The 20,493-nt window shown below is 65.5% G+C and carries 19 protein-coding genes; 7 read left to right on the top strand and 12 right to left on the bottom strand.

The features are described from left to right. Window positions 1-205 precede the first annotated feature (205 nt). A complete protein-coding gene (katG, locus tag CVO77_RS14960; protein ID WP_106000868.1) occupies window positions 206-2,380 on the bottom strand; it encodes a catalase/peroxidase HPI in 2,175 nt (724 codons plus the stop codon). A gap of 352 nt (window positions 2,381-2,732) precedes the next feature. On the opposite strand from katG, the gene CVO77_RS14955 reads away from it, so the two are divergent. After that, window positions 2,733-2,888, top strand: coding sequence for a lana protein (locus CVO77_RS14955; protein ID WP_105999725.1), 156 nt, complete (start codon window positions 2,733-2,735; stop codon window positions 2,886-2,888). 69 nt (window positions 2,889-2,957) lie between these two features. Here CVO77_RS14955 and CVO77_RS14950 read toward each other — a convergent pair whose 3' ends face one another. Beyond that, the gene (locus CVO77_RS14950) at window positions 2,958-5,378 is read right to left on the bottom strand and encodes a TonB-dependent receptor (RefSeq protein WP_106000867.1); all 2,421 of its coding nucleotides are present in this window, start codon (window positions 5,376-5,378) and stop codon (window positions 2,958-2,960) included. A 90-nt stretch (window positions 5,379-5,468) separates the two neighbouring features. Then, a complete protein-coding gene (locus tag CVO77_RS14945; RefSeq protein ID WP_106000866.1) occupies window positions 5,469-5,639 on the bottom strand; it encodes a YezD family protein in 171 nt (56 codons plus the stop codon). Between the two features lie 61 nt (window positions 5,640-5,700). Between CVO77_RS14945 and CVO77_RS21325 the strand changes: the two genes are divergently transcribed. The 5 genes from CVO77_RS21325 to CVO77_RS14925 all read left to right on the top strand — a co-directional run bounded on the left by CVO77_RS21325 (window position 5,701) and on the right by CVO77_RS14925 (window position 10,469). Then, a complete protein-coding gene (locus CVO77_RS21325) occupies window positions 5,701-5,844 on the top strand; it encodes a hypothetical protein (protein WP_158258086.1) in 144 nt (47 codons plus the stop codon). After that, window positions 5,831-6,835: an NAD(P)H-dependent flavin oxidoreductase gene (locus CVO77_RS14940; protein ID WP_106000865.1), complete on the top strand. Its 1,005-nt coding sequence runs from the start codon at window positions 5,831-5,833 to the stop codon at window positions 6,833-6,835. Before CVO77_RS21325 ends, CVO77_RS14940 begins: the two co-directional genes overlap by 14 nt. 32 nt (window positions 6,836-6,867) lie before the next feature. Continuing rightward, the gene (locus CVO77_RS14935) at window positions 6,868-7,617 is read left to right on the top strand and encodes a hypothetical protein (RefSeq protein ID WP_105999724.1); all 750 of its coding nucleotides are present in this window, start codon (window positions 6,868-6,870) and stop codon (window positions 7,615-7,617) included. A gap of 66 nt (window positions 7,618-7,683) precedes the next feature. Beyond that, window positions 7,684-9,981 (top strand): phosphoenolpyruvate--protein phosphotransferase, encoded by a 2,298-nt coding sequence (ptsP, locus tag CVO77_RS14930; RefSeq protein ID WP_105999723.1) that lies wholly within the window; start codon window positions 7,684-7,686, stop codon window positions 9,979-9,981. A gap of 71 nt (window positions 9,982-10,052) precedes the next feature. Further along, window positions 10,053-10,469, top strand: a complete 417-nt coding sequence (locus CVO77_RS14925; RefSeq protein WP_105999722.1) for a GFA family protein — start codon at window positions 10,053-10,055, stop codon at window positions 10,467-10,469. Here CVO77_RS14925 and CVO77_RS14920 read toward each other — a convergent pair. The 9 genes from CVO77_RS14920 to CVO77_RS14880 all read right to left on the bottom strand — a co-directional run bounded on the left by CVO77_RS14920 (window position 10,466) and on the right by CVO77_RS14880 (window position 19,956). Then, complete coding sequence (locus CVO77_RS14920; protein WP_105999721.1) at window positions 10,466-11,830, bottom strand: serine hydrolase domain-containing protein; 1,365 nt, start codon at window positions 11,828-11,830, stop codon at window positions 10,466-10,468. The two genes, CVO77_RS14925 and CVO77_RS14920, sit on opposite strands and share 4 nt — an antisense overlap. 1 nt (window position 11,831) lies before the next feature. Continuing rightward, window positions 11,832-12,185, bottom strand: coding sequence for an MmcQ/YjbR family DNA-binding protein (locus tag CVO77_RS14915; RefSeq protein WP_105999720.1), 354 nt, complete (start codon window positions 12,183-12,185; stop codon window positions 11,832-11,834). Continuing rightward, on the bottom strand, window positions 12,186-13,508 hold the full coding sequence (locus CVO77_RS14910) for a replication-associated recombination protein A (protein ID WP_105999719.1): 1,323 nt from the start codon (window positions 13,506-13,508) through the stop codon (window positions 12,186-12,188). Between the two features lie 7 nt (window positions 13,509-13,515). After that, window positions 13,516-14,673 (bottom strand): glycosyltransferase family 4 protein, encoded by a 1,158-nt coding sequence (locus CVO77_RS14905; protein WP_105999718.1) that lies wholly within the window; start codon window positions 14,671-14,673, stop codon window positions 13,516-13,518. Between the two features lie 41 nt (window positions 14,674-14,714). Continuing rightward, entirely contained in the window at window positions 14,715-15,656 is a 942-nt protein-coding gene (locus CVO77_RS14900) for a hemolysin family protein (RefSeq protein ID WP_105999717.1), read from the bottom strand. Between the two features lie 20 nt (window positions 15,657-15,676). Next, window positions 15,677-16,198, bottom strand: a complete 522-nt coding sequence (gene ybeY / locus CVO77_RS14895) for an rRNA maturation RNase YbeY (protein WP_105999716.1) — start codon at window positions 16,196-16,198, stop codon at window positions 15,677-15,679. Window positions 16,199-16,393: 195 nt separating this feature from the next. Further along, window positions 16,394-18,457, bottom strand: a complete 2,064-nt coding sequence (locus tag CVO77_RS14890; RefSeq protein WP_242445959.1) for a transglycosylase domain-containing protein — start codon at window positions 18,455-18,457, stop codon at window positions 16,394-16,396. Between the two features lie 162 nt (window positions 18,458-18,619). Continuing rightward, complete coding sequence (locus CVO77_RS14885; protein WP_105999715.1) at window positions 18,620-19,498, bottom strand: sigma-70 family RNA polymerase sigma factor; 879 nt, start codon at window positions 19,496-19,498, stop codon at window positions 18,620-18,622. Further along, on the bottom strand, window positions 19,498-19,956 hold the full coding sequence (locus tag CVO77_RS14880; protein ID WP_105999714.1) for a carboxymuconolactone decarboxylase family protein: 459 nt from the start codon (window positions 19,954-19,956) through the stop codon (window positions 19,498-19,500). Before CVO77_RS14880 ends, CVO77_RS14885 begins: the two co-directional genes overlap by 1 nt. 138 nt (window positions 19,957-20,094) lie before the next feature. On the opposite strand from CVO77_RS14880, the gene CVO77_RS14875 reads away from it, so the two are divergent. After that, complete coding sequence (locus CVO77_RS14875) at window positions 20,095-20,472, top strand: DoxX family protein (RefSeq protein ID WP_106000863.1); 378 nt, start codon at window positions 20,095-20,097, stop codon at window positions 20,470-20,472. The last annotated feature ends 21 nt before the right edge of the window (window positions 20,473-20,493 follow it).

Here is a 20,493-nt window from a genome sequence, read left to right as displayed (position 1 = left end):
GCGGTCAATGTCACCAGCGGCCCCATATGGACATCGTCCGCGCCGCGCGGCGCGAAGGTGCCGCACCGCTTAAAGCCACAAAGGACACATTTTGAAGGCGAGCATGCGGGGCTTTTGTGGCTTTAAGCTCAAAGAACCTTCATCTTTGCGGCTGCTGCCGGTCCCGCGGCATGATGCGGGACCGGCGCGCCCGATCAGGCCCGGATCAGCTGAGGTCGAAGCGGTCGGCGTTCATCACCTTGACCCAGGCCTTGACGAAATCGCGCGCGAATTTCTCTTCATGCCCCTTCTCGGCATAGACTTCGGCGGTCGCGCGAAGCTGCGAGTTGGAGCCGAAGATCAGGTCGGTGCGCGTCGCGCGCCAGCGCTCGGTGCGGCCGCCGCGGTCGTAGCCGATGAACTCCTCGTCGCCGCTCGTATCGACGACCTCCCACAGCGTATCCATATCGAGCAGGTTAACGAAATAGTCGTTGGTGAGCTGTCCGACGCGGTTGGTGAAGACGCCATGGCTGGTGCCGCCCGCATTGGCGCCAAGAACGCGCAGCCCGCCGATCAGCACGGTCAGTTCGGGAACCGACAGGCCGAGCAGCGACGCGCGGTCGAGCATCAATTCCTCGGTCTTCACGCTATGCTTGGTCGCCAGATAGTTGCGGAAGGCGTCGGCCTTTGGCTCCATCACGTCGAAGCTTTCGGCGTCGGTGTCGGCGTCGGTCGCGTCGCCGCGGCCGCCGGTAAAGGGCACCGCAATGGCGAAACCCGCATCCTTCGCCGCTTTCTCGACCGCCGCCGATCCGGCAAGGACGATTGCGTCGGCCATCGACAGATTGCCGCGCAGTCCGTCGATCTTCGCCAGCACCTTCGCCAGTTCGGCCGGATCGTTGACCGCCCAGTCCTTTTGCGGCGCGAGGCGCACCCGCGCGCCGTTGGCGCCGCCGCGAAAATCGCTCTTGCGATAGGTCGAGGCCGAAGCCCAGGCCGCCTTGACCAATTCGCCGATGCTGAGGCCCGAGGCGAGGATCGCGCTCTTGAACGCGCTCACCTCACCATCCGACGGTCTGTTTCCGGCGGGCACCGGATCCTGCCAGATCAGGTCTTCGGCGGGCACCTCGGGGCCGAGATAGCGGGCCTTGGGGCCCATGTCGCGGTGGCACAGTTTGAACCAGGCGCGCGCGAAGGCGTCCTTGAAGGCTTCGTGATCATCGCGAAACTTCTCCGAAATCACCCGGAATTCGGGATCGACCTTCAACGCCATGTCGGCGGTGGTCATCATTGTCGGCACCTTCCTGCCCGGATTATGGGCGTCGGGGGCCATGTCCTCTTCTTTCTGATTGATCGGCTGCCACTGCTGCGCACCGGCGGGGCTGCGCACCAGTTCATAGTCATAGTCGAACAGCAGGCGGAAGAAATTCTCGGACCATTGGGTCGGCGTATTGACCCACGCGCCTTCGAGGCCGCTGGTGATCGCATGCGCGCCGACGCCGGTTTCGAAGCTGCTCGACCAGCCGAGGCCCATCAGGCTGATATCGGCGCTTTCCGGCGCGGCGCCGACCAGGCTGGCATCGCCTGCGCCATGCGTCTTGCCGAACGTGTGGCCGCCCGCGGTCAGCGCGACCGTTTCCTCATGGTTCATCGCCATACGTTCGAACGTGATCTTGATATCGCGCGCCGATTGCAGCGGGTCTGGATTGCCGCCCGGCCCTTCGGGATTGACGTAGATCAGCCCCATCTGGATCGCCGCGAGCGGGTTTTCGAGGTCGAGATCCTTGTCGGGGTCGATGCGCGTCTGCACGCCTTCGTTGACCCACAGATCCTCGGCACCCCAATAGATGTCGCGTTCGGCTTCATAGACGTCCTTGCGGCCGCCGCCAAAGCCGAACACCGGACCACCCATCGACTCGATCGCGACGTTGCCCGCGAGGATGTACAGGTCGGCCCAACTGATCCGGGCGCCATATTTCTGCTTGATCGGCCACAACAAGCGGCGCGCCTTGTCGAGGTTGCCGTTATCGGGCCAGCTGTTGAGCGGGGCGAAACGCTGCTGGCCGCTGTTGGCGCCGCCGCGCCCGTCGGCGGTGCGATATGTGCCCGCGCCATGCCACGCCATGCGGATGAAGAAGGGGCCATAATGGCCGTAGTCGGCCGGCCACCAGGGCTTGCTGTCGGTCATCAGCGCGGTGAGGTCGGCCTTCAGCGCCTGATAGTCGATCGACTGAAAGGCCTTCGCATAATCGAAATCCTCGCCCATCGGATCGGGCGAGGCGCCGTTCTGGGTCAGGATGTCGAGCGGCAGCGCGTCGGGCCACCAATCCTTGCTCGTGCGACCGAGCAGTCCGCGGAACCGGTCCTTGCCAAAGGGGCAGCCTTTTTCGGGGGCGTTCATGGTTCTCTCCTCTTTTGTGGTTATGCGATGATGATCGAGCGGGATGACGGGCGCGTGACGCAGCGGCGACGGCAGGTCGCTGAAGACGATCGGCGCGGGCGAGCGTCGAGTCGATGGCGTCATCCTTTCGTTCTGACCGGGCGAGGATAGGCCGCGCCATCCCATCGACCTAAACGAATAAGCCGACTTCAGTCATCGAATGAACCGATCAACGATCGGGGGAGTTTCTCCGCCGGAGGCCACCTGTCCCATCTCCGCCACGTCCCGGCGAAGCCGCGCAACATGCCCGTCCGCGGCGGGTTGCTGAAAGGTCATGGCATGATGGCATGGCGTGACAGCAGGAGTATGGAAAGTGGCTAACACCCCCAACCAGCAGCCCGAGAAAAAGCCGCAGGCCGACCGCGACGAAGAACAGCGCCGCCAGCAGCAGCAGCAGGGCGGTCAGGATCGCCAGCAGGGCGGCCAGCGGTCCGATCAGGATCACAGCAAGAACCCGCAGCAGCGCTGACCCCGGCCGCATGAGAAAGGGCCGCCCCCGGTGGGAGCGGCCCTTTTCCTTTACCGGGTGGGAGCCCGCCTAAAAGCTGACCTTGACCGTCCCGCCCCAGGTGCGAGGATCGCCCGGCAGGCCGACGATCAGCCCGGTGTTGCCCGGACCGACGCTGAGCTGGTCGATATATTTCTGGTCGAACGCATTGCGGACCCAGCCGAAGATGTCGAAGCCGCTGTCGGTGCGGAAACCGGCGCGGAAGTTCGACAGCGCATAGCCGTTGACCCAGGTATAGGCCGAGGGTGTCGGGTTCGACGACCAGTCCGATCGATAGCTGCCGTCATAGCCGACATAGAACTGCCCGTCCTGGGCGAAGAGTTTCGATTCCGCATTGACCTCTGCCCCGAACGACAAGGCCCATTTCGACACGCCCGGCAGCCGCTGGCCCGAAATGTCGCAATTGGGCGGGCTGTTCGTGCCCCCCGCTTGCTCGGGCGCGCACGGCGCATCGACGAACTTCGCATATTTGGCGTCGGTATAGGCGCCGTTGACATAGGCGCGGAAGCGCTCGCTCGGACGGATCGAGAAATCGCCCTCGAAGCCCTGCGTCCGCACCTTGCCCGCATTGGCAAGATAGCCGCGCAGCACCCCGAACTGGCCATTGTTCACATTGGCCTGGAAATTCTTGATGTCGGTGCGGAAGGCGGAGAGATTGAAGGTGGCGCGGCGGCCCCAGAACTCGGTCTTGATCCCCGCTTCATAGTGATTGACCGATTCGGGCTTCACCGTCGCCGTGCCGAGAAGGGGATTGTTGTTCGCGTCGTTCGGCACGCCATTCTGATTGATGCCGCCCGATTTGAAGGTCTTGGCATAGGTCGCATAGAACAGCAGGTCGCGCGTCGCCTTATAGGTCGCGGTCAGGTCGTAGCTGAAGTTCCAGTCGCTGAATTCGGGCGCATATTCCTGCGGCGCAAAGACACCGAGGCGTGCCAGCGTGACCGCATCAGTCGGCCCGAAGACCACCGGCGTGCCGTCGCCCGCGAAAACACGGCGCTGATAGAAACCCGCCTTCTTGTCGTAGTTCAGCCGCACGCCGGGTTGGATGGTGAACTGGTCGGTGATCTTCCAGCTCGCCTGCCCGAAGAAGGCGGCGCTGGTGTTCTTGAGGAACTGCGTATTAATCGCGGTCAGGCCGTCGAGCACCGATGGGTCGTTCGCCAAGGCGCTCGTCGGGTTGAGCGTCCAGCGGCTCGATGCCGGGCCATGCTGTTCGGTCCCTTGCGTGTCGATGCGCTGATAATAATAGAAACCGCCGAGCACGAAATCGAAACGATCGCCGGAGTAATTATACCGCAATTCCTGCGTATACTGGTTTTGCTGCGACGGATTCTGCGATTTGGTGACGATCGGCAGGCCGGTGAAATCGCGGTCGTTCTCGGGCTGCCAATCCCAATAGCGCCATGCGGTGACCGAGGTCAGCGTGCCGGGGCCGACATCCCATTTGACGCGCAGCGCGACGCCGCCAATCTCGTTGCCCGCGTTGAGGCTCGCGTCGAGGTCGGTCAGCCGGTCATAGGGATTGCTACTCGGCACGACATAGCCTTGTGCCGCGGCGAGCGCGGCATATTGGCGATTGAGCGGACGCTGGGTCGCGCCGGTGCGTACGAACACCGACGCGCAGCACACCGCGTCCTGCTTGTTCCAGTCGCCCGAAAGCGTGACCGAAAGATCGTCGTTCGGTTGCCAGAGCAATTGTCCGCGGATACCGATATTGTCCTGGCTCTGGACCCAGCGGTCGGTCGTGACGTTGTAGATGGTGCCGCGGCGGCTGGTCGACGACAGGGCGATGCGCGCCGCGAGATGATCGGTCAGCGGGCCGGAGATCGCGGCCTTTGCCTGCTTGAAATTCAGATTGCCGATGCTGACCTCGGCCTTGCCCTCGAAATCGAAGGTCGGCTGGTTGGTCGTGATGTTGATCGCGCCCGCGGTCGTGTTCTTGCCATAAAGCGTTCCCTGCGGCCCGCGCAGCACCTCGATCTGCGCGACGTCGAGGAAGTCGAAGGTGGAGGAGGCGACGCGCGAATAATAGACGTCATCGACATAGATGCCGACCCCCTGCTCGATCCCGTCGTTGGTCAGGCCGAACGGCGCGCCGATGCCGCGGATGTTGACCGCGGTGTTGCGCGGGTTCGACGAATAGAATTGCAGCGTCGGGGTGAGCTGGGTCAGGCGCCCGACGTTGAAGCTGCCCGTATTGTCGATCTGTTCGCCCGCGACGACCGAGATGGCGATCGGCACGTCCTGCGCGGTTTCTTGACGGCGGCGGGCGGTGACGAGGATGTCGCCGCCATAGCTGCCGCCCTCGACCTGTGCGGCGGCATCGACGTCGGCGGCATCGGAGCTGTTTTCGGCGGCAAGCGCCGGGGTCGCGGCCAGCGCGAGAAGCAAGACCAGCGAAAAGGATGTGGCCGACAGGCGTCGGCGGGCAGACGGATATTTTGCGATCATGACAATTTCCTGTTGCAAGAAAATTGCCACATCCGGCGGTCCGGTCTGCGGCATTGGATATGGAACGGTCCCCTTTTCGGGGGTTTGAGGTCAGTTCGGGTAGCGGTGGCGCTCGGTGATATCGACCTGCACCAGCCGCCCCTCGTGGACGGTGAGCTGGATGGCGCCGAACTTCAGCTTTTCGAGCGCGTCGAGCACCGTCTGGACGGCGCGGGGCACCTGCTCGGACCCGCTCTTGGCGGCCTCCTTGAAGGAGCTCATGCAAAATTCCTTTCCCTGGTGGATTCGCTCGGCAAGCATATTACAAGTAATTTAGTTGACAATGATTGATTTGCTTTCTGCGCTGAAAGGTGGGGTTGCCGGGCCGAACGGACTCGCGCATGCGGCGGGCCGCAAGCGCGATTATCGCATTTCATTGCGCCCGCGCGCGACTGCTGGCAAAGGCGCTTGCAATGAGCAAAATTAACGATCTCATGGCTCGCGGGACCGAGCTTCTCGGCAGCGATTATGCCATTTTGTGCGGCGCGATGAGCTGGGTCTCGGAGCGCCATCTGGTGAGCGCGATCAGCAATGCGGGCGGCTTTGGCGTCATCGCCTGCGGCGCGATGACGCCCGAACTTCTCGATGCAGAGATCGCCGCGACAAAAAAGCTCGCGACGCGCAATTTCGGCGTCAATCTGATCACCATGCACCCCCAGATCTTCGAGTTGATCGACGTCTGCGCCAAGCATGAGGTCGGCCATATCGTGCTCGCGGGCGGCCTGCCGCCAAAGGGTAGCCTCGAGGCGATCAAGGGGGCGGGCGCGAAGCTCATCTGTTTCGCGCCGACGCTGGCGTTGGCAAAGAAGCTCGTTCGGTCGGGCGTCGATGCGCTGGTCATCGAAGGGATGGAGGCGGGCGGTCATATCGGCCCTGTGTCGACGAGCGTGCTGGCGCAGGAAATCCTGCCCGAGCTGGCAAGCGAGGTTCCGATCTTCGTTGCCGGGGGTATCGGTCGCGGCGAAGCGATCGCCGGCTATCTGGAGATGGGCGCTTCGGGGGTCCAGCTCGGCACGCGCTTCGTCTGCGCGACCGAAAGCATCGCCCACCCCAATTTCAAGAAGGCTTTCATCCGCGCCTCGGCGCGCGATGCGGTGGCGAGCGTGCAGATCGACCCGCGGCTGCCGGTGATCCCGGTGCGCGCGCTCAAGAACAACGGCACCGAAAGCTTTACCGCGAAGCAGCGCGAAGTCGCGAACCTGCTCGACGCGGGCGACGTCGACATGCTGGAAGCGCAGCTCCAGATCGAGCATTATTGGGCGGGCGCCTTGCGCCGCGCGGTCATTGACGGCGACGTCGAGGGCGGTTCGTTAATGGCAGGGCAATCCGTGGGTATGGTAACCCGCGAAGAGAGCGTTGCCGATATCATCGCAGCTTTGGTGCAACAGGCCGACGCCGCATTGCACGCACGGGGTTGAGGCCGCATGGTTTCGCGGTTGGGGAGAGTTTCATGACTATGTCGCGCAAGATCATCATGGCCGGCCTGCTAGCGAGCGTCGCTGCCTGCGCCCCCAAACCGCCGCCGCCACCTCCCCCGCCGCCGCCGCAGGTCACGATCGTCATCCCGCCGCGCCCCCTGCCGCCGGGCTATGCGTCGCTGACGCAGATTCTTCCCGGTCGCGGGATCGATGGCCATTTCGTCACCGCGAACAGCAATATCTCGGGCGACCGCGCCTTCTGGCAGCTCAAGATCGGCCTCAACGTCGCGGCGATCGGTTGCCGCGGCACCGAGGAAGCGACGCTGGTGTCGGCGTATAACAATATCATCAAGGCGCACGCGAAAATCATCAAGTCGACCGAAAAGGCGGTCATCAGCCAGCTCGGCAAGGCAAATGGCAACAACGGCATCGCTCCGCGCGATCGCCTGTCGACCCAGCTCTTCAACTATTTCGCGCAGCCGCCCGCCCAGCGCGCCTTCTGCGCCCGCGCCAACGAAATCGCCCAGCTCGTCTCGTCGACGCCGACCGCGCAGGTGATCGAGCAGTCGCCGACGCAGCTCGCGCGGCTCGACCAGCCATTTATCGATTTCTATGAAGCCTATGCCCGCTATCAGCTCGACGCGGCGGCATGGGACGCGAAATATGCGCCGCCGCCCGCCATCATGACCACGCCGGTCACCGCGACGCCCGGCACCGCCTATGGCCCGGCGGCTCCGGAAGCGACGTCAGCAGCGCCGCCCACCCCGCCCCCCGGCGGCTGATCGCGACAGGAAATTTCGCGCGCGCCCTTGGCGGCAAGGCATGGCATCTGTTAGCACGGGCGGGACATGACCAACGCCCCGCCCCCGCCGACGTCGGCCGCCCAATCGGCGCGCACGATCCTGACCCGGCTGCACGAGGTGATGGCGGCGCGCACCAACGCGCAGAGCAAGCTCAACCAGGTCGTCGGGATCATCGGCGAATGCCTGCACAGCGAGGTCTGCTCCATCTATCTGCTGCGCGGCGGCAGTCTCGAGCTTTATGCGACGCGCGGCCTCAAGCAGGAGGCGGTGCATGTCACCCGCCTCGCGCTCGGCGAAGGTCTGGTCGGCATGATCGCCGAGCAGATCGAAACGCTGAACCTCGACGAGGCGGCCGCGCATCCCGACTTTTCCTATCGCCCCGAAACCGGCGAGGAGCTGTTCCACAGCTTCGCGGGCGTTCCGATCATCCGCCGCGAGCAAGCGGTCGGCGTGCTCTGCGTCCAGCATAGCGACCCGCACCGCTATGAAGAGATAGAGATTGAGACGCTGCAGACCGTCGCGATGGTGTTGTCCGAACTGATCGCCAACGCCGATCTGGTCGATACCACCGCGCGCATCGACGCCGCGGCCGCCGATCAGTCGGCGCAGCGATTGTCGGGGCAGAAGCTGGTCGACGGCATGGGCGCCGGCATCGCGGTCCTCCACCAGCCGCGCATCACCATCGAGCATACGGTCGCCGAGGATACCGAGGCCGAACGCCACCGCGTCTATGCCGCGTTCGACAAGATGCGCGAGCAGATCGACCGCATGACGAGCCAAGCCGAATTCGGCATCGGCGGCGAACAGGAAGAGGTGCTCGAGACCTACAAGATGTTCGCCTATGACGAGGGCTGGTCGCGCCGGATTAACGAGGCGATCGACAGCGGCCTGACCGCCGAGGCGGCGATCGAGCGCGTCCAGCAGCGAACCCGCATGCGGATGCGGCAGATCGACGACCCGCTGCTGCGCGAACGGATGCACGATCTTGAGGACCTGTCGAACCGGCTGATCCGCATCGTATCGGGGCAGATGGGCACTGCGGCGCAGATGGGGCTTCGCCAGGATTCGATCCTGATCGCGCGCAATCTTGGCCCCGCCGAACTGCTCGAATATGATCGCCGGCGGCTGAAGGGCGTGGTGCTCGAGGAAGGGTCACTGACCGCGCATGTCATCATAGTCGCGCGCGCGATGGGGGTGCCGGTGATCGGCCGCGTCCGCGACGTGCGCAGTTCGATTCGCGACGGCGATCTGCTGCTGCTCGATGCCGCGGCGGGCACCATCCATGTCCGCCCGACGCAGGCGGTGCAGGATGCCTTCGACGCCAAGCTCGAAATCTCGCACAAGCGCCGCGCCAATCTTGCCGCGCTGCGCGACCTGCCGGCGGTGAGCCGCGACGGCGTGTCGGTCGAGCTGATGATCAACGCGGGGCTGCGCGAAGATGTCGCCGCGCTCGACCTGACCGGGGCGCGCGGGATCGGGCTGTTCCGCACCGAATTCCAGTTCCTCGTCTCGGCCACGCTGCCGCAACGCGAGCGGCAGCAGCGGCTCTACCGCGACGTCCTCGACGCGGCGGGCGACCGGCCGGTGATCTTTCGGACGGTCGATATCGGCGGCGACAAGGTGCTGCCCTATATGAACATGGACGGCGCCGAGCAGGAGGAAAATCCCGCGATGGGCTGGCGCGCGCTGCGCCTGGCGCTCGAACGCGAGGGACTGCTCAAGATTCAGGCGCGCGCGCTGATGGAAGCGGCGGCGGGACGGACACTCAACGTCATGTTCCCGATGGTGTCGGAACCATGGGAATATGAGGCGGCGCGCGAGCTGTTCGTCAAGCAGCGCGCGTGGCTTGCGAGCCACAACAAGAAGCTGCCGGTCGCGATCCGCTATGGCGCGATGCTCGAGGTGCCGGGGCTGGTCGAAACCCTCGACCTGATGTTGCCGCACCTCGACTTCCTGTCGATCGGCACCAACGACCTCACCCAGTTCCTCTTCGCCGCCGACCGCGCGCACCCGCGGCTTGCCGAGCGGTACGACTGGCTGTCGCCGATCGTCATGCGCTATCTGGCACGGGTGGTGAAGCTGGTATCGGGCTCGAAAGTCCAGCTCGGCGTGTGCGGCGAGATGGGCGGCCGGCCGCTGGAGGCGATGGCGCTGCTTGGCCTCGGGATCGAGCGGCTGTCGATCACACCCGCGGGGATCGGCCCGGTCAAGGCGATGATCCGCTCGCTAGATCTCAAGGCGCTGCGGGCGGACATGCCGGCCATCCTGGCGCACCCGTCGGCGAACCCGCGGGGGCAATATCAGGATTGGGCGAAGGCCCATAAAGTCGATCTGGGCGACTAGCGCCCGATCGGACGGCGCTGGACTCGGACAATGTTTATGATATGTTCTCTTCCCGATTCAAGGAGAGCGATATGACCGAGACCCCCGCCCGCGCCAGCGGTCAATGCCATTGCGGCGCGATCCGCTATTCGATGCCGACGGCGGTCGAGCATCATGCGCTATGCCATTGCCGGGACTGCCGCCGTCATGCCGGCGCGCCGATGGTCGGTTGGGCGCTGGTGAACCGGGCCGATCTGGAGATGACCGGCACGCCCAAAATCTATGCCTCGTCCGAACATGGCCGACGCCATTTCTGCGCCGATTGCGGCACCGGCCTCTTCTATACGAACGAGGCGATCTTTCCGGGCCAGATCGACGTCCAGTCGGCTACGCTCGACGACCCCGACCTGATCCCTGCGGGTGCACAGATCCAGATTGCCGAGCGCATCGGCTGGATGGAAAAGCTCGGCGAAATGCCGACATTCAATCGCTATCCGGGGATGGATTAAATCCCTTTCGTATCCGCCGCGACGACGGCGGCGACCAGTTTCGCGATGTCGAGCCGCTGCTTGCCGTCGTCATAGCCCTGCCGCACGATCACCAATTGTCGCGACGGGATGACGACCAGATATTGGCCGCGGTTGCCGAAGGCCCCGAAGGCATCGGCGGGAACGCCTTCCGACTTGTTCAACAGCCAGAAATAGGCGCCATAGCCGAACGCTCCCTCGGGCTGCGGTCCGGTGGGCGCGGTGACGAAGCGGCGCCAGTCCGCAGGCAGCAGCCGCTCGCCCTGCCACAGCCCGTCATCCTGATAGAGGAGGCCGAGCCGCGCGAGATCGCGGGCGGTCGTCCAGACCTGGCTCGACAGGATATAATCGCCATCCTTGTCATGCTCGGCGAACGTGCGCGTCATGCCGATCCGGTCAAAGAAGGCCTTGGGGTCGAGCGCGCGGCCCGCCTCCGCCTCGGCCGCCTTCAGCGACAGCGTCGCGAGCAGCGTGTCGTTGTTGGCGTAGCGATAGCGCGTGCCGGGCCGATTCAGCAGCGGCCATTGCGTGGTCCACTGTCGCACCGACGCGCCGCCCATATAGATGGCGTCGCTGCGATTGCCCGCCGTATCGCTGGTCAGCCCGCTCGCCATGCGCATCAACTGCTCGGTCGTGATCGCCGCGCGCGGGTCGCCCGGCAATTGCCATTCGGCGATCAACGCGGGTGCCTTCACATCGACCGCGCCTTGCAGCACCGCGTGACCGATCAGCGTCGCGGCCATCGACTTGGCGACCGAAAAGGTACGCTGGGCGGTGTGGATGTCATGCCCGCCCCAATAGCGCTCGACGACGATCCGGCCCTTCTTGACGATCAGCAGCGAGCTCGATCGCCCGCCATAGGCCGAAAGATTCATCGCCGCGCTCTCGAACGGGGTAAAGCCGCGCGGCGTCGGCGCGTGCGCATCCTTGTCGCCCATCGGCCACCGCCGATCGTCGAGCATCGGGCGGGCGGCACCGGTGAAGCCAGCGATCCGCATCGGCGCGGCGCCGATCGGCAGGGTGACGCACCCCTCACCCGCATCCCATTGTGCGATACGCGGCGGCATGTCGTCGCGGTAGCGGACGCTGACGATTTTCGCCTTGTCGTCGATATCGGCCTTGAGCGCACGAACATCGGCCTCGATCTCGGGATAGATGCCGGTCAGCTCGTCGCGCTCGATCGCGTCCACCGGCTTGCCCGCGCCGTCCCACAGGGCCGAACAGGTGAAGGCGGCGCGATAGCCGGCCGCCCAGGCGCGGTTGACGTCGGCATGGGCGTCGGCCGCCTGCGCAGGCAGCGCGGCGATCGCCAGCACGGTGCCGAAAATCAGCCGGCGCAACATCTCAAGGCCGCTCGCCGAAGGCGGCGCGCTGCGCTTTTCTGGCGCGGTCCCACCAGGCGCGGCGGATGACGTTCGCGATGCGTTCGGGGTCACCCGATCCGAAGCGGACGAGGAGGCCGGGCCAGCCTTCATAATGCGGAGTCTGCCAGAAGCTGTCGGGATCGGTTTCAAGCAACATCTCCTTTTCCTCGTGCGGGCACATGACGTGGAAACTGCCCGCCTCGCGCCCCGGCGACACGAACGCCTTGCCGTTCACCTTGGGGCACGGCGTGCCATAGAAGGGCGCCATCTCGACATCGGGAAGCGCGCAGGCGAAAGCGACCACATCGTTCCAATCGTCGAAGCGCGCCGTCATCTATCCGCCCCTGTTCTCGCCCCGCCGTTCGTCCCACCACGCCATGCGTTCGGCAATCCGTTTCTCGAACCCGCGATCGACGGGGCGATAGAGGTCGAGGGGCTTCATCGCGTCGGGCCAATAATTGTCGCCCGAAAAGCCCTCGGGCGCGTCATGGTCATAGCTGTAGCCCGCGCCATAGCCCAGATCCTTCATCAGCTTGGTCGGCGCGTTGAGGATGTTGGCGGGCGGTGCGAGACTGCCGGTGTCGCGCGCCGCGCTCCACGCGGCCTTCTGCGCGGCATAGGCGGCGTTCGATTTGGGCGCGGTCGCGAGGTAGAGGCACGCCTGCACGATTGCCAGCTCTCCCTCGGGCGAGCCGAGGAATTGATAGGCATCCTTCGCGGCGAGGCATTGCACGAGCGCCTGCGGATCGGCGAGGCCGATATCCTCGCTCGCGAAACGGGTGAGGCGGCGCAGCACATAGAGCGGTTCTTCGCCCGCGACGAGCATCCGCGCCAGCCAGTAGAGCGAAGCCTGCGGGTCCGACCCGCGCATCGCCTTGTGCAGCGCCGAGATGAGATTGTAATGGCCGTCGCCATCCTTGTCATAGACCGGCATGCGGCGATGCAGGAATTGCGCCAGCTCGCCGGGGTCGAGCGGCTTTTCGATCGTCACCGAAAACAGCGTCTCGACCTGGTTGAGCAGGAAGCGGCCGTCGCCGTCGGCGCTCGCGATCAGCGCGGCGCGCGCTTCGGCGGTGACCGGCAGGCGCTGGCCGATTTCCGCCTCGGCGCGCGCGATCAGCGTGCCGAGCGCCGCCTCGCCCAGGCGATGGAGCACGAGCACCTGCGCCCGGCTGAGCAGCGCCGCGTTCAGCGCGAAGCTGGGATTTTCGGTCGTCGCGCCGACAAGAACGACGGTGCCGCGCTCGACGAAGGGCAGAAAGCCGTCCTGCTGGGCGCGGTTGAAGCGGTGAATCTCGTCGACGAAAAGCAGGGTGCGCTTGCCCGCCGCGGCCATTTTTTCGGCGTCGGCGAAGGCTTTCTTGAGATCGGCGACGCCTGAAAAAACCGCCGACAGCGGCGCAAAGCGCAGGCCGACCGCCTCGGCCAGTAGCCGCGCGATCGTCGTCTTGCCCGTCCCCGGCGGACCCCAGAGGATGATCGACGAAAGCTGGCCCGCCGCGACCATGCGGCCGATCGCACCCTCGGCGCCGGTCAGATGTTCCTGCCCGACGACCTCGGCCAACGTGTGCGGCCGGAGCCGTTCGGCAAGCGGCGCGGGACCGACGGCGGCGGCCTGCGGCGTGGGCGCATCGTCGCCGAACAGATCCCTCGCCATGGCGCCTCTACCCCGCGCGCCGCTGCCGTTGCCGGACCAGCCGCAGATAGGTGTCGGCGACCGACTGGTTGATCGCGTCCCATTGATAGGCGCCGCTTTCGGCGCAGGCCGCCGCGCCATGCGCCGCGCGCAGCTCGGGTTCGCGGCAATAATGCTCCAGATCGTCGGCGAAGAGCGTGATCGCGCCCGGCGAGACGAGGTAGCCGGTCTGGCCGTGCTTGACGATGCTGGCGCTGCCGGTGGCGCGCGCGGCGACGACCGGCAGCCCGCAGGCCATCGCCTCGAGCGTGACATTTCCGAAGGTTTCGGTGACCGACGGATTGAAGAACATGTCGCACGATGCGAGCGCGCGGGCGAGATTCTCGCCGCCCTGGAAACCAACGAATTTGGCCTGCGGCAGGCGCGATTCGAACCAGTCGCCGGCCGGCCCTTCGCCGATCACCACCACCTGATGCGGCACTTTGCGGCGCTGGAGCTGGTCGATCGTGTCGGCAAAGACGTCGAGCCCCTTTTCCATCACCAGTCGGCCGAGAAAAGCGATGACCGGGACGTCGTCGGCGATCCCCCAGCTCCGCCGCCAGTCCAGGTCACGGCGGTCGGGACGGAACACGTCGCGCTCGACGCCGCGGGTCCAGATGCCGATGTCATAGTTCATCCGCTGCTGGCGCAGCACCTGCGCAAAGCTTTCGGACGGCGCGATCAGCGCGTCGCAGCGGCGATAGAGCCGGCGCAGCCACGCAACGACGAGCGGTTCGAGGAAGGAGAGGTTGTAATAGCGAAAATAGGTTTCGAAGCGCGTATGCACCGAGCAGGCGACCGGAATATTGCGCCGCCGTGCCCAGGCCGCCGCCTGCCGCGACACGCGGTCGGGGCTGGAGATGTGGAGGATGTTCGGGGCGAATTTCGCGATATCCTGACGCACCCGCGCCGAGAAATGGAGCGGAATGCGATATTCGGGGCGATTGGGGATCGCCATCGACGGCACGCTGACCAGGTCGCCGGTCGGCGCGAAATCGGGGTCGTCGACGGTTGGCGAGTAGACGCGCACAGCGGCGCCCTGCGCCAGCAGATAGCCGACGAGCCGGTTGAGCGCCTTGTTCGCGCCATCGACCGTCATGTTGTAATTGCCGCTGAACAGGGCGATGCGAAGGTCCGAAACTTCCATCCGCTTGGCGCTAGTCGCTTGGCCGCGCAAAGGCAATTGCGTCAGAAGTCCTCCGGCCGATCCAGCGGCGCTTCGGGGTCGACCTCGACCGGCGGATGGAGGCGGAGGTGGTGGACGCGCTTTTCGTCGGCCTCGGTCACCTCGATGCGCCAGCCGCTCGGGTGCAGGAGGATTTCGCCGACCTCGGGCACATGGCCCGCAAGCACCGCGGAGAGGCCGCCGAGGGTGTCGACATCCTCCTCGACATCGGCGAGCCGCGGGTCGATCGCCTCGCCGATGTCGTCGAGCTCGGCGCGCGCGTCGGCTTCCCAGCAGCCCGTCTCACCCAGCACGAACAGCGCGGTCGGTTCGTCGTCATGCTCGTCCTCGACCTCGCCGACGATCTCCTCGACCAGATCCTCGAAGGTCACGAGGCCTTCGGTGCCCGAATATTCGTCGATGACGATCGCCAGATGGGTGCGCTTCGCCCGCATCTCGGCGAGCAGGTCGAGCACGTCCATCGACTGCGGGACGTAGAGCGGCTGGCGGATGAGGTCGAGCAGCGGCGGCGGCGCCTGTCCCGCCGCGAGTACGGCGAACACGTCCTTGACGTGGATCATGCCGACCACCTCGTCTAGCGTCTCGCGATAGACCGGCAGGCGGCTGTGTCCGGCGTCGGCGAACAGCGCGATCACCTCCGCAAAGCTCGCGCTTTCGGGGATGGCGACGATCTCGCCGCGCGGCACCGCGACATCGTCGACGGTCTGCTCGCCGAAATGCAGGAGGTTGCGGACCATCTTGCGCTCGATCGGCGACAGGCCGCCGATGATGTTGCCGCCGCGCCGGTCGTCGCCCTCTTCCTCAGCCTCGTCGATGACCTCTTCTATCTGCTCGCGGAGCGACGGTTCCTTGTCTCCGCCGAACAGCCATGTCTTCAACCCGGCTAACAGGCCGGATCTACTGTCGTCTTCCGATCGGCTCGAAGAATCCCGGTCGTCGGGCATGATGTCGCATGGTCCTGAAGTTAATCCTGATCGGCATATGGATTGGCGATGCCCAGCGATGCAAGCGCTTTCACCTCCAGCGCCTCCATCGCCCCCGCGCCGGCGTCGTCGATATGGTCATAACCGACGAGGTGGAGCGTGCCGTGGACGATCAGGTGCGTCGCATGGTCCGGAATCGAAATCCCTTTCTCGTCCGCCTCGCGCGCGCAGGTTTCGCGGGCGAGGACAATGTCGCCGAGCAATATCTCACCCCCCGGAGTTTCCTTGGCATCGCTGTTGCTGAGCGTGGCGAGCAGGTCGGCCTGGACCTGCGGAAAGGAGAGGACGTTGGTCGGCTTGTCCTTTCCGCGAAAATCGCGATTGAGCGCCTGGACTTCGCCATCGTCGGTCAGCCGCACCGCAATCTCGACCAGCGGCGCGGCGTCGGCGAGGCTCGCCCACGGCGTCAACGCCAGCGCCGCGGCGGCGGCTTCCGCGGCGCGCGCTTCCCAGTCGAGGCCGTCGGGCCAAGGGGTGGCTTCGTGGGTTTCGACGCTCAGCATGAAAAAAGGCTGCTCCGAAAAAGGGCGGAAAACTGCCTAACTTCACTCACAAATCGCATTTTTTCCGACGAGGAGGCGGTAAGGCGGATCATAGGGGGACGGTATCGCGGCCGAGCCATGTAGGACAGATAAAAGTGAGATCCGTTTCAAGAGTTGTGTCTCCCCGCGAAGGCGGGGGAACACAGGCTTTGTCGTTTATCGGGGCGGCGGTGGCGGTGGCTCTGACATCGCCGGCGGCTGGTCGCCGATCGGAAGCTTGAGGTCGATCCGCGTGCCGCCGATCTCGGTGCTGATCACCGCTTGGCCATCCTTGACGCCGACGCTGGTCTTGTCGGCGATCGGGACATTGGGAACATCAGGGATATCGGGAATGTCGAGCGGCTGCACCGGTCCGCCGGGGTCGGTCGTCGGCTGGGCCTTCCTGACCGGCGCAGCGGCGCGGCCGCTCGCCTGCGTCATGAAATCGCGCCAGATGCGCGCCGGAATACCGCCGCCCGCGACGCCGTGCAGCGGCGAATTATCGTCATTGCCGACCCAGACGCCGACGACCAGGCCATTGGCATAGCCGACGAACAAAGCGTCGCGATTATCCTGGCTGGTGCCGGTCTTGCCGAAATTGGCCTGCGGCAGCCGTGCCGCGCGGCCGGTGCCGCGGTTCACCGCGGCGCGCAGCATCTGTTCGATACCGTCGTGGACGCGCGACGAGAAATGGTCGGGGCCCCAGACCCAGCGCGCGAGCCAGCCCGGCTCCTCCTCCTTGAAGGCGTGCGGGACGACCGGATAGCTGTTCGCCGCGACCGCGGCATAAGCGGCGGTAAGTTCGAGCAAGGTCATGCTCGATGTGCCGAGTGCGAGGCTGGGGTCGCCCTTGGCGAGCGGCGAGGTGACGCCAAGCTCGCGCGCCATGCGGATCACCTTGTCGTCGCCGACCTCGCGGAACAGGCGCACCGCGGCGACATTGCTGGAAGCCGCGAAGGCATCTTCGAGCGTGATCCGGTCCGAATAGGCGCCGCCGGCATTCTTCGGCTGATAGGCCCCGGTGTCGATCGGACGGTTGTCGATGAAATCATCCGGCGCCTTGCCGTCCGCCAGCGCGGCGAGATAGACGAACAGCTTGAAGGTCGACCCCGGCTGGCGCCGCGCCTGGGTGACGCGGTTGAAGGGCGAAGCGGCATAGTCGCGGCCGCCGACCATCGCGACGACCTCGCCATTCGGGCGCATCGCGACCACCGCGACCTGCGCCTTGCCGAGCCCGGCGCGCGCGGTGACGCGGCGCGCGATCCCCTGCAGCCGCGCATCGAGTGTGGTACGGATCGTCTGGCGCGAATAGCCGACGTCGCTGAGCTGGCGCGCCTCGGGCAGCGCCCAGTCGGCGAAATAGGTGCCGGTGGGCAAGGTGTTGCGGTTGCGCACATCGACGCGCGGGGCGCGGATCGCCTTGGCCTCGGCCGCGGTCAGATAGCCGGTGTCGGCCATCGCCCCGACCACCAGCCGCATGCGCTTTGCCGCAAGATCGGGGTTCCTGGTCGGCGCGAGGCGCGAGGGCGCCTGCACCAGCCCGGCGAGCATTGCCGCCTGCGCCTGGGTCAATTTTTCGGGCTGGCGCGAGAAATAATGGAGCGACGCCGCGCGCAGGCCATAGGTGTTGTCGCCGAAATAGGCGTTCGAGAGATAGCGTTCGAGAATCTCGTCCTTGGTCAGCCAGGCTTCGAGCCAGAAGGCGATCAACGCCTCGCGCGCCTTGCGGCCGAGCGTCTTTTTCGGGGTCAGGAAGGTGAATTTGGCGAGTTGCTGGGTGATCGTGCTGCCACCCTGCTTGCGTCCTCCGGTCAAATTCGCCCAGACGGCGCGCACGATGCTGCGCGGATCGACGCCCCAATGGCTATAGAAGCGGCGATCCTCGATCGCGATGAAGGCGCCGCTGACATGCTTCGGCAGCTTCGCGACCTCGACCGGCGCGTCGACGATCGCCCCCATCCGCGCGATCGGGGTGCCGTCTGATGCGAGCAAGGTGATCTCCGGCGGTGCGATCGGCTGGAGCGATTTCGACAAGGGCGCGGTAAGCGCGAGCCAGCCGACGAGCAGGATGAACACGATCATGACGATCGCGAAACCGCGCGAGAGGCGGCGCGTCCATTTGCGGAAGCGGCTTTCGGGTGGCGGCGCGTCGGGCGCAAGCGCGTCGAGATAAGGCGCACCCGGCATGTCGGGCGGCTGCGGCGAGGCGGCAGGCGGGCTGGATTTCAGGAAGGCGAACATGCTTGGTCGCCCGTATTACACCGGCAATACAGAGTTGGCAAATGGGTTCAGCCACTGTCCGCGCTGGGGTGGGAGCGGGCACTGCGTAATCCGCCTTCGTCACCCCGGACTTGATCCGGGGTGACGAGAAGGAGAATATCCAGCTTCCGGACCCCGACCCCCTCAATGCATATGCTTCATCTTGTCGGGGTTGCGCATCACATAGATGCCGGTGACCTTGCCATCCGCGATCTCGAGCGCGGTGGTCTGAAACTCGCCGTCGGCTTCGCGCGTGACGAAGCCCGGCAGGCCGTTGATCGTGCCGGTGTGGACCAGCGTCGAGCCGTGCTTGACGAACAGGACGGCAAGGCTGCGGTGCAGCGTCATCACCGTGTTGAAACCGAGCACCGGCACCATCGCCGCGGGGCGCTTGCCGCCGCCATCGGACCACATGCCGACATCGGCAGCGAGGAGTTGGCCGAGCGCGCCCATGTCGCCGCTGCGCGACGCCGCGAAGAAGGCGTTGGCGATTTCGAGCCCGCGCTCCTTTTCCAGCCGATAGCGCGGGCGCGCGTCGCGGACGTGGGTGCGGGCGCGCGCGGCGAGCTGGCGCGTCGCGGCGGGATCGCGATCGATCGTCTTTGCGACCTCGTCATATTCGACCCCGAAGACGTCGTGGAGCAGGAAGGCGGCGCGTTCGAGGGGGGAGAGGCGTTCGAGCGCGAGCATCAGCGGCAGGGTGACGTCGTCCTCTTCCTCCTCCTCGACCAGCGGGTCGGGAAGCCAGGGGCCGATATAGGTTTCGCGGCGGCGGCGCGCCGACTTGATCTGGTCGAGGCAGAGCCGCGTCACGGTGCGGCGGAGGAACGCCGCGGGCTCGCGCACCGCTTCGCGGTCGGTGGCGAGCCAGCGGATAAAGGCATCCTGCACCACATCCTCGGCATCGGCGACCGAGCCGAGCATGCGATAGGCAACGCGGATCAGGAGCGGGCGCAGCGGATCGAAACTCCTCGCCGCGTCCGCGCCTCCATGGCTTTCGCCGCCGATGCCTTCGGGGATCATCAGGCCGCCTTCGCCGGTGCGCCGCCCTCGTACCAGAGGTCGAAGCCGATCGCGATGCGGTTCCAGCCGTTGATGACATTGATCATCACGGTCAGGTTCATCTGCTCCTCCGCGGTGAAATGCGCGTCGAGCGCTTCGCGTGCTTGCCTTTGTGTGTGCCCTTGCGACACGCGGGTCAAGGCGTCGGTCCAGGCCAGCGCAGCGCGTTCGCGGGGCGTGTAGACCGGCGCTTCATGCCAGGCGGCGAGCAGATAGAGGCGCTGTTCGGTCTCGCCTGCCGCGCGCGCATCGATGCTGTGCATATTGATGCAGTTGGCGCAGCCGTTGAGGATCGACGAGCGGATCTTCACCAGCTCGATCAAACTCTTTTCGAGGCTCTTCTCGGCCGCCATGCTGACCGCCATCCACTGCTTCATGAGCTGCGGCGAGGCGGCGAAGGGGTCGGTTACCTTGGTCATGTCGTGTCTCCTTGGCTTGGGCTATGCAGACATGACGAGCGGACGGCGGCGGGTGTGACATGGGGCGTGAAAAAATTTCGCGTTTCGTAAAAAATCCGATAGCCTCGCCCCGTCGATCGCGACAGGAGGGGAATGATCATGAAGTTTCTCGATGGATTTGGCGAACAGGCCTATGCGTTGCTCCGCATCGTCGCGGGGCTGCTGTTCCTTTCGCATGGGGTGCAGAAATTCTTCAACTTCCCGGTCGATTTCCCGGCCCCGCTCAATCCGATGCTACAGGCGGCGGGGGTGATCGAACTGGTCGCGGGCGGCTTGATCGTCATCGGCCTGTTCACCCGCCCCGCGGCCTTCGTCGCCAGCGGCATGGCGGCGGTCGGTTACTGGATGGTGCATGGCAGCAAGAGCCTGTTCCCGATCGTCAACGGCGGCGAGGCGATCGCGCTCTATTGCTTCCTCTTCCTGTTCATCGCGACGCGCGGCGCGGGCATCTGGAGCGTCGACGCGGCGCGGAAATAGTCATCCGCCCCGTTCCGGGGA

Source organism: Sphingopyxis lindanitolerans (assembly GCF_002993885.1).
In the GTDB taxonomy this organism is placed as follows: domain Bacteria; phylum Pseudomonadota; class Alphaproteobacteria; order Sphingomonadales; family Sphingomonadaceae; genus Sphingopyxis; species Sphingopyxis lindanitolerans.
This window is presented reverse-complemented; position numbering and strand designations above follow the sequence as displayed.

Excerpts from the sequence above, each read along its gene's own strand:
- CVO77_RS14945 (WP_106000866.1), bottom strand. The coding sequence starts at position 5,639 with ATGAGCTCCTTCAAGGAGGCCGCCAAGAGCGGGTCCGAGCAGGTGCCC.
- CVO77_RS14925 (WP_105999722.1), top strand. The coding sequence starts at position 10,053 with ATGACCGAGACCCCCGCCCGCGCCAGCGGTCAATGCCATTGCGGCGCG.
- CVO77_RS14940 (WP_106000865.1), top strand. The coding sequence starts at position 5,831 with ATGAGCAAAATTAACGATCTCATGGCTCGCGGGACCGAGCTTCTCGGC.
- CVO77_RS14905 (WP_105999718.1), bottom strand. The coding sequence starts at position 14,673 with ATGGAAGTTTCGGACCTTCGCATCGCCCTGTTCAGCGGCAATTACAAC.
- CVO77_RS14950 (WP_106000867.1), bottom strand. The coding sequence starts at position 5,378 with ATGATCGCAAAATATCCGTCTGCCCGCCGACGCCTGTCGGCCACATCC.
- CVO77_RS14885 (WP_105999715.1), bottom strand. The coding sequence starts at position 19,498 with ATGATCCCCGAAGGCATCGGCGGCGAAAGCCATGGAGGCGCGGACGCG.
- CVO77_RS14880 (WP_105999714.1), bottom strand. The coding sequence starts at position 19,956 with ATGACCAAGGTAACCGACCCCTTCGCCGCCTCGCCGCAGCTCATGAAG.
- CVO77_RS14915 (WP_105999720.1), bottom strand. The coding sequence starts at position 12,185 with ATGACGGCGCGCTTCGACGATTGGAACGATGTGGTCGCTTTCGCCTGC.
- ybeY (WP_105999716.1), bottom strand. The coding sequence starts at position 16,198 with ATGCTGAGCGTCGAAACCCACGAAGCCACCCCTTGGCCCGACGGCCTC.
- ptsP (WP_105999723.1), top strand. The coding sequence starts at position 7,684 with ATGACCAACGCCCCGCCCCCGCCGACGTCGGCCGCCCAATCGGCGCGC.
- CVO77_RS14900 (WP_105999717.1), bottom strand. The coding sequence starts at position 15,656 with ATGCCCGACGACCGGGATTCTTCGAGCCGATCGGAAGACGACAGTAGA.
- CVO77_RS14875 (WP_106000863.1), top strand. The coding sequence starts at position 20,095 with ATGAAGTTTCTCGATGGATTTGGCGAACAGGCCTATGCGTTGCTCCGC.
- CVO77_RS14910 (WP_105999719.1), bottom strand. The coding sequence starts at position 13,508 with ATGGCGAGGGATCTGTTCGGCGACGATGCGCCCACGCCGCAGGCCGCC.
- CVO77_RS14935 (WP_105999724.1), top strand. The coding sequence starts at position 6,868 with ATGACTATGTCGCGCAAGATCATCATGGCCGGCCTGCTAGCGAGCGTC.
- CVO77_RS14920 (WP_105999721.1), bottom strand. The coding sequence starts at position 11,830 with ATGTTGCGCCGGCTGATTTTCGGCACCGTGCTGGCGATCGCCGCGCTG.
- CVO77_RS14890 (WP_242445959.1), bottom strand. The coding sequence starts at position 18,457 with ATGTTCGCCTTCCTGAAATCCAGCCCGCCTGCCGCCTCGCCGCAGCCG.
- katG (WP_106000868.1), bottom strand. The coding sequence starts at position 2,380 with ATGAACGCCCCCGAAAAAGGCTGCCCCTTTGGCAAGGACCGGTTCCGC.
- CVO77_RS21325 (WP_158258086.1), top strand. The coding sequence starts at position 5,701 with ATGATTGATTTGCTTTCTGCGCTGAAAGGTGGGGTTGCCGGGCCGAAC.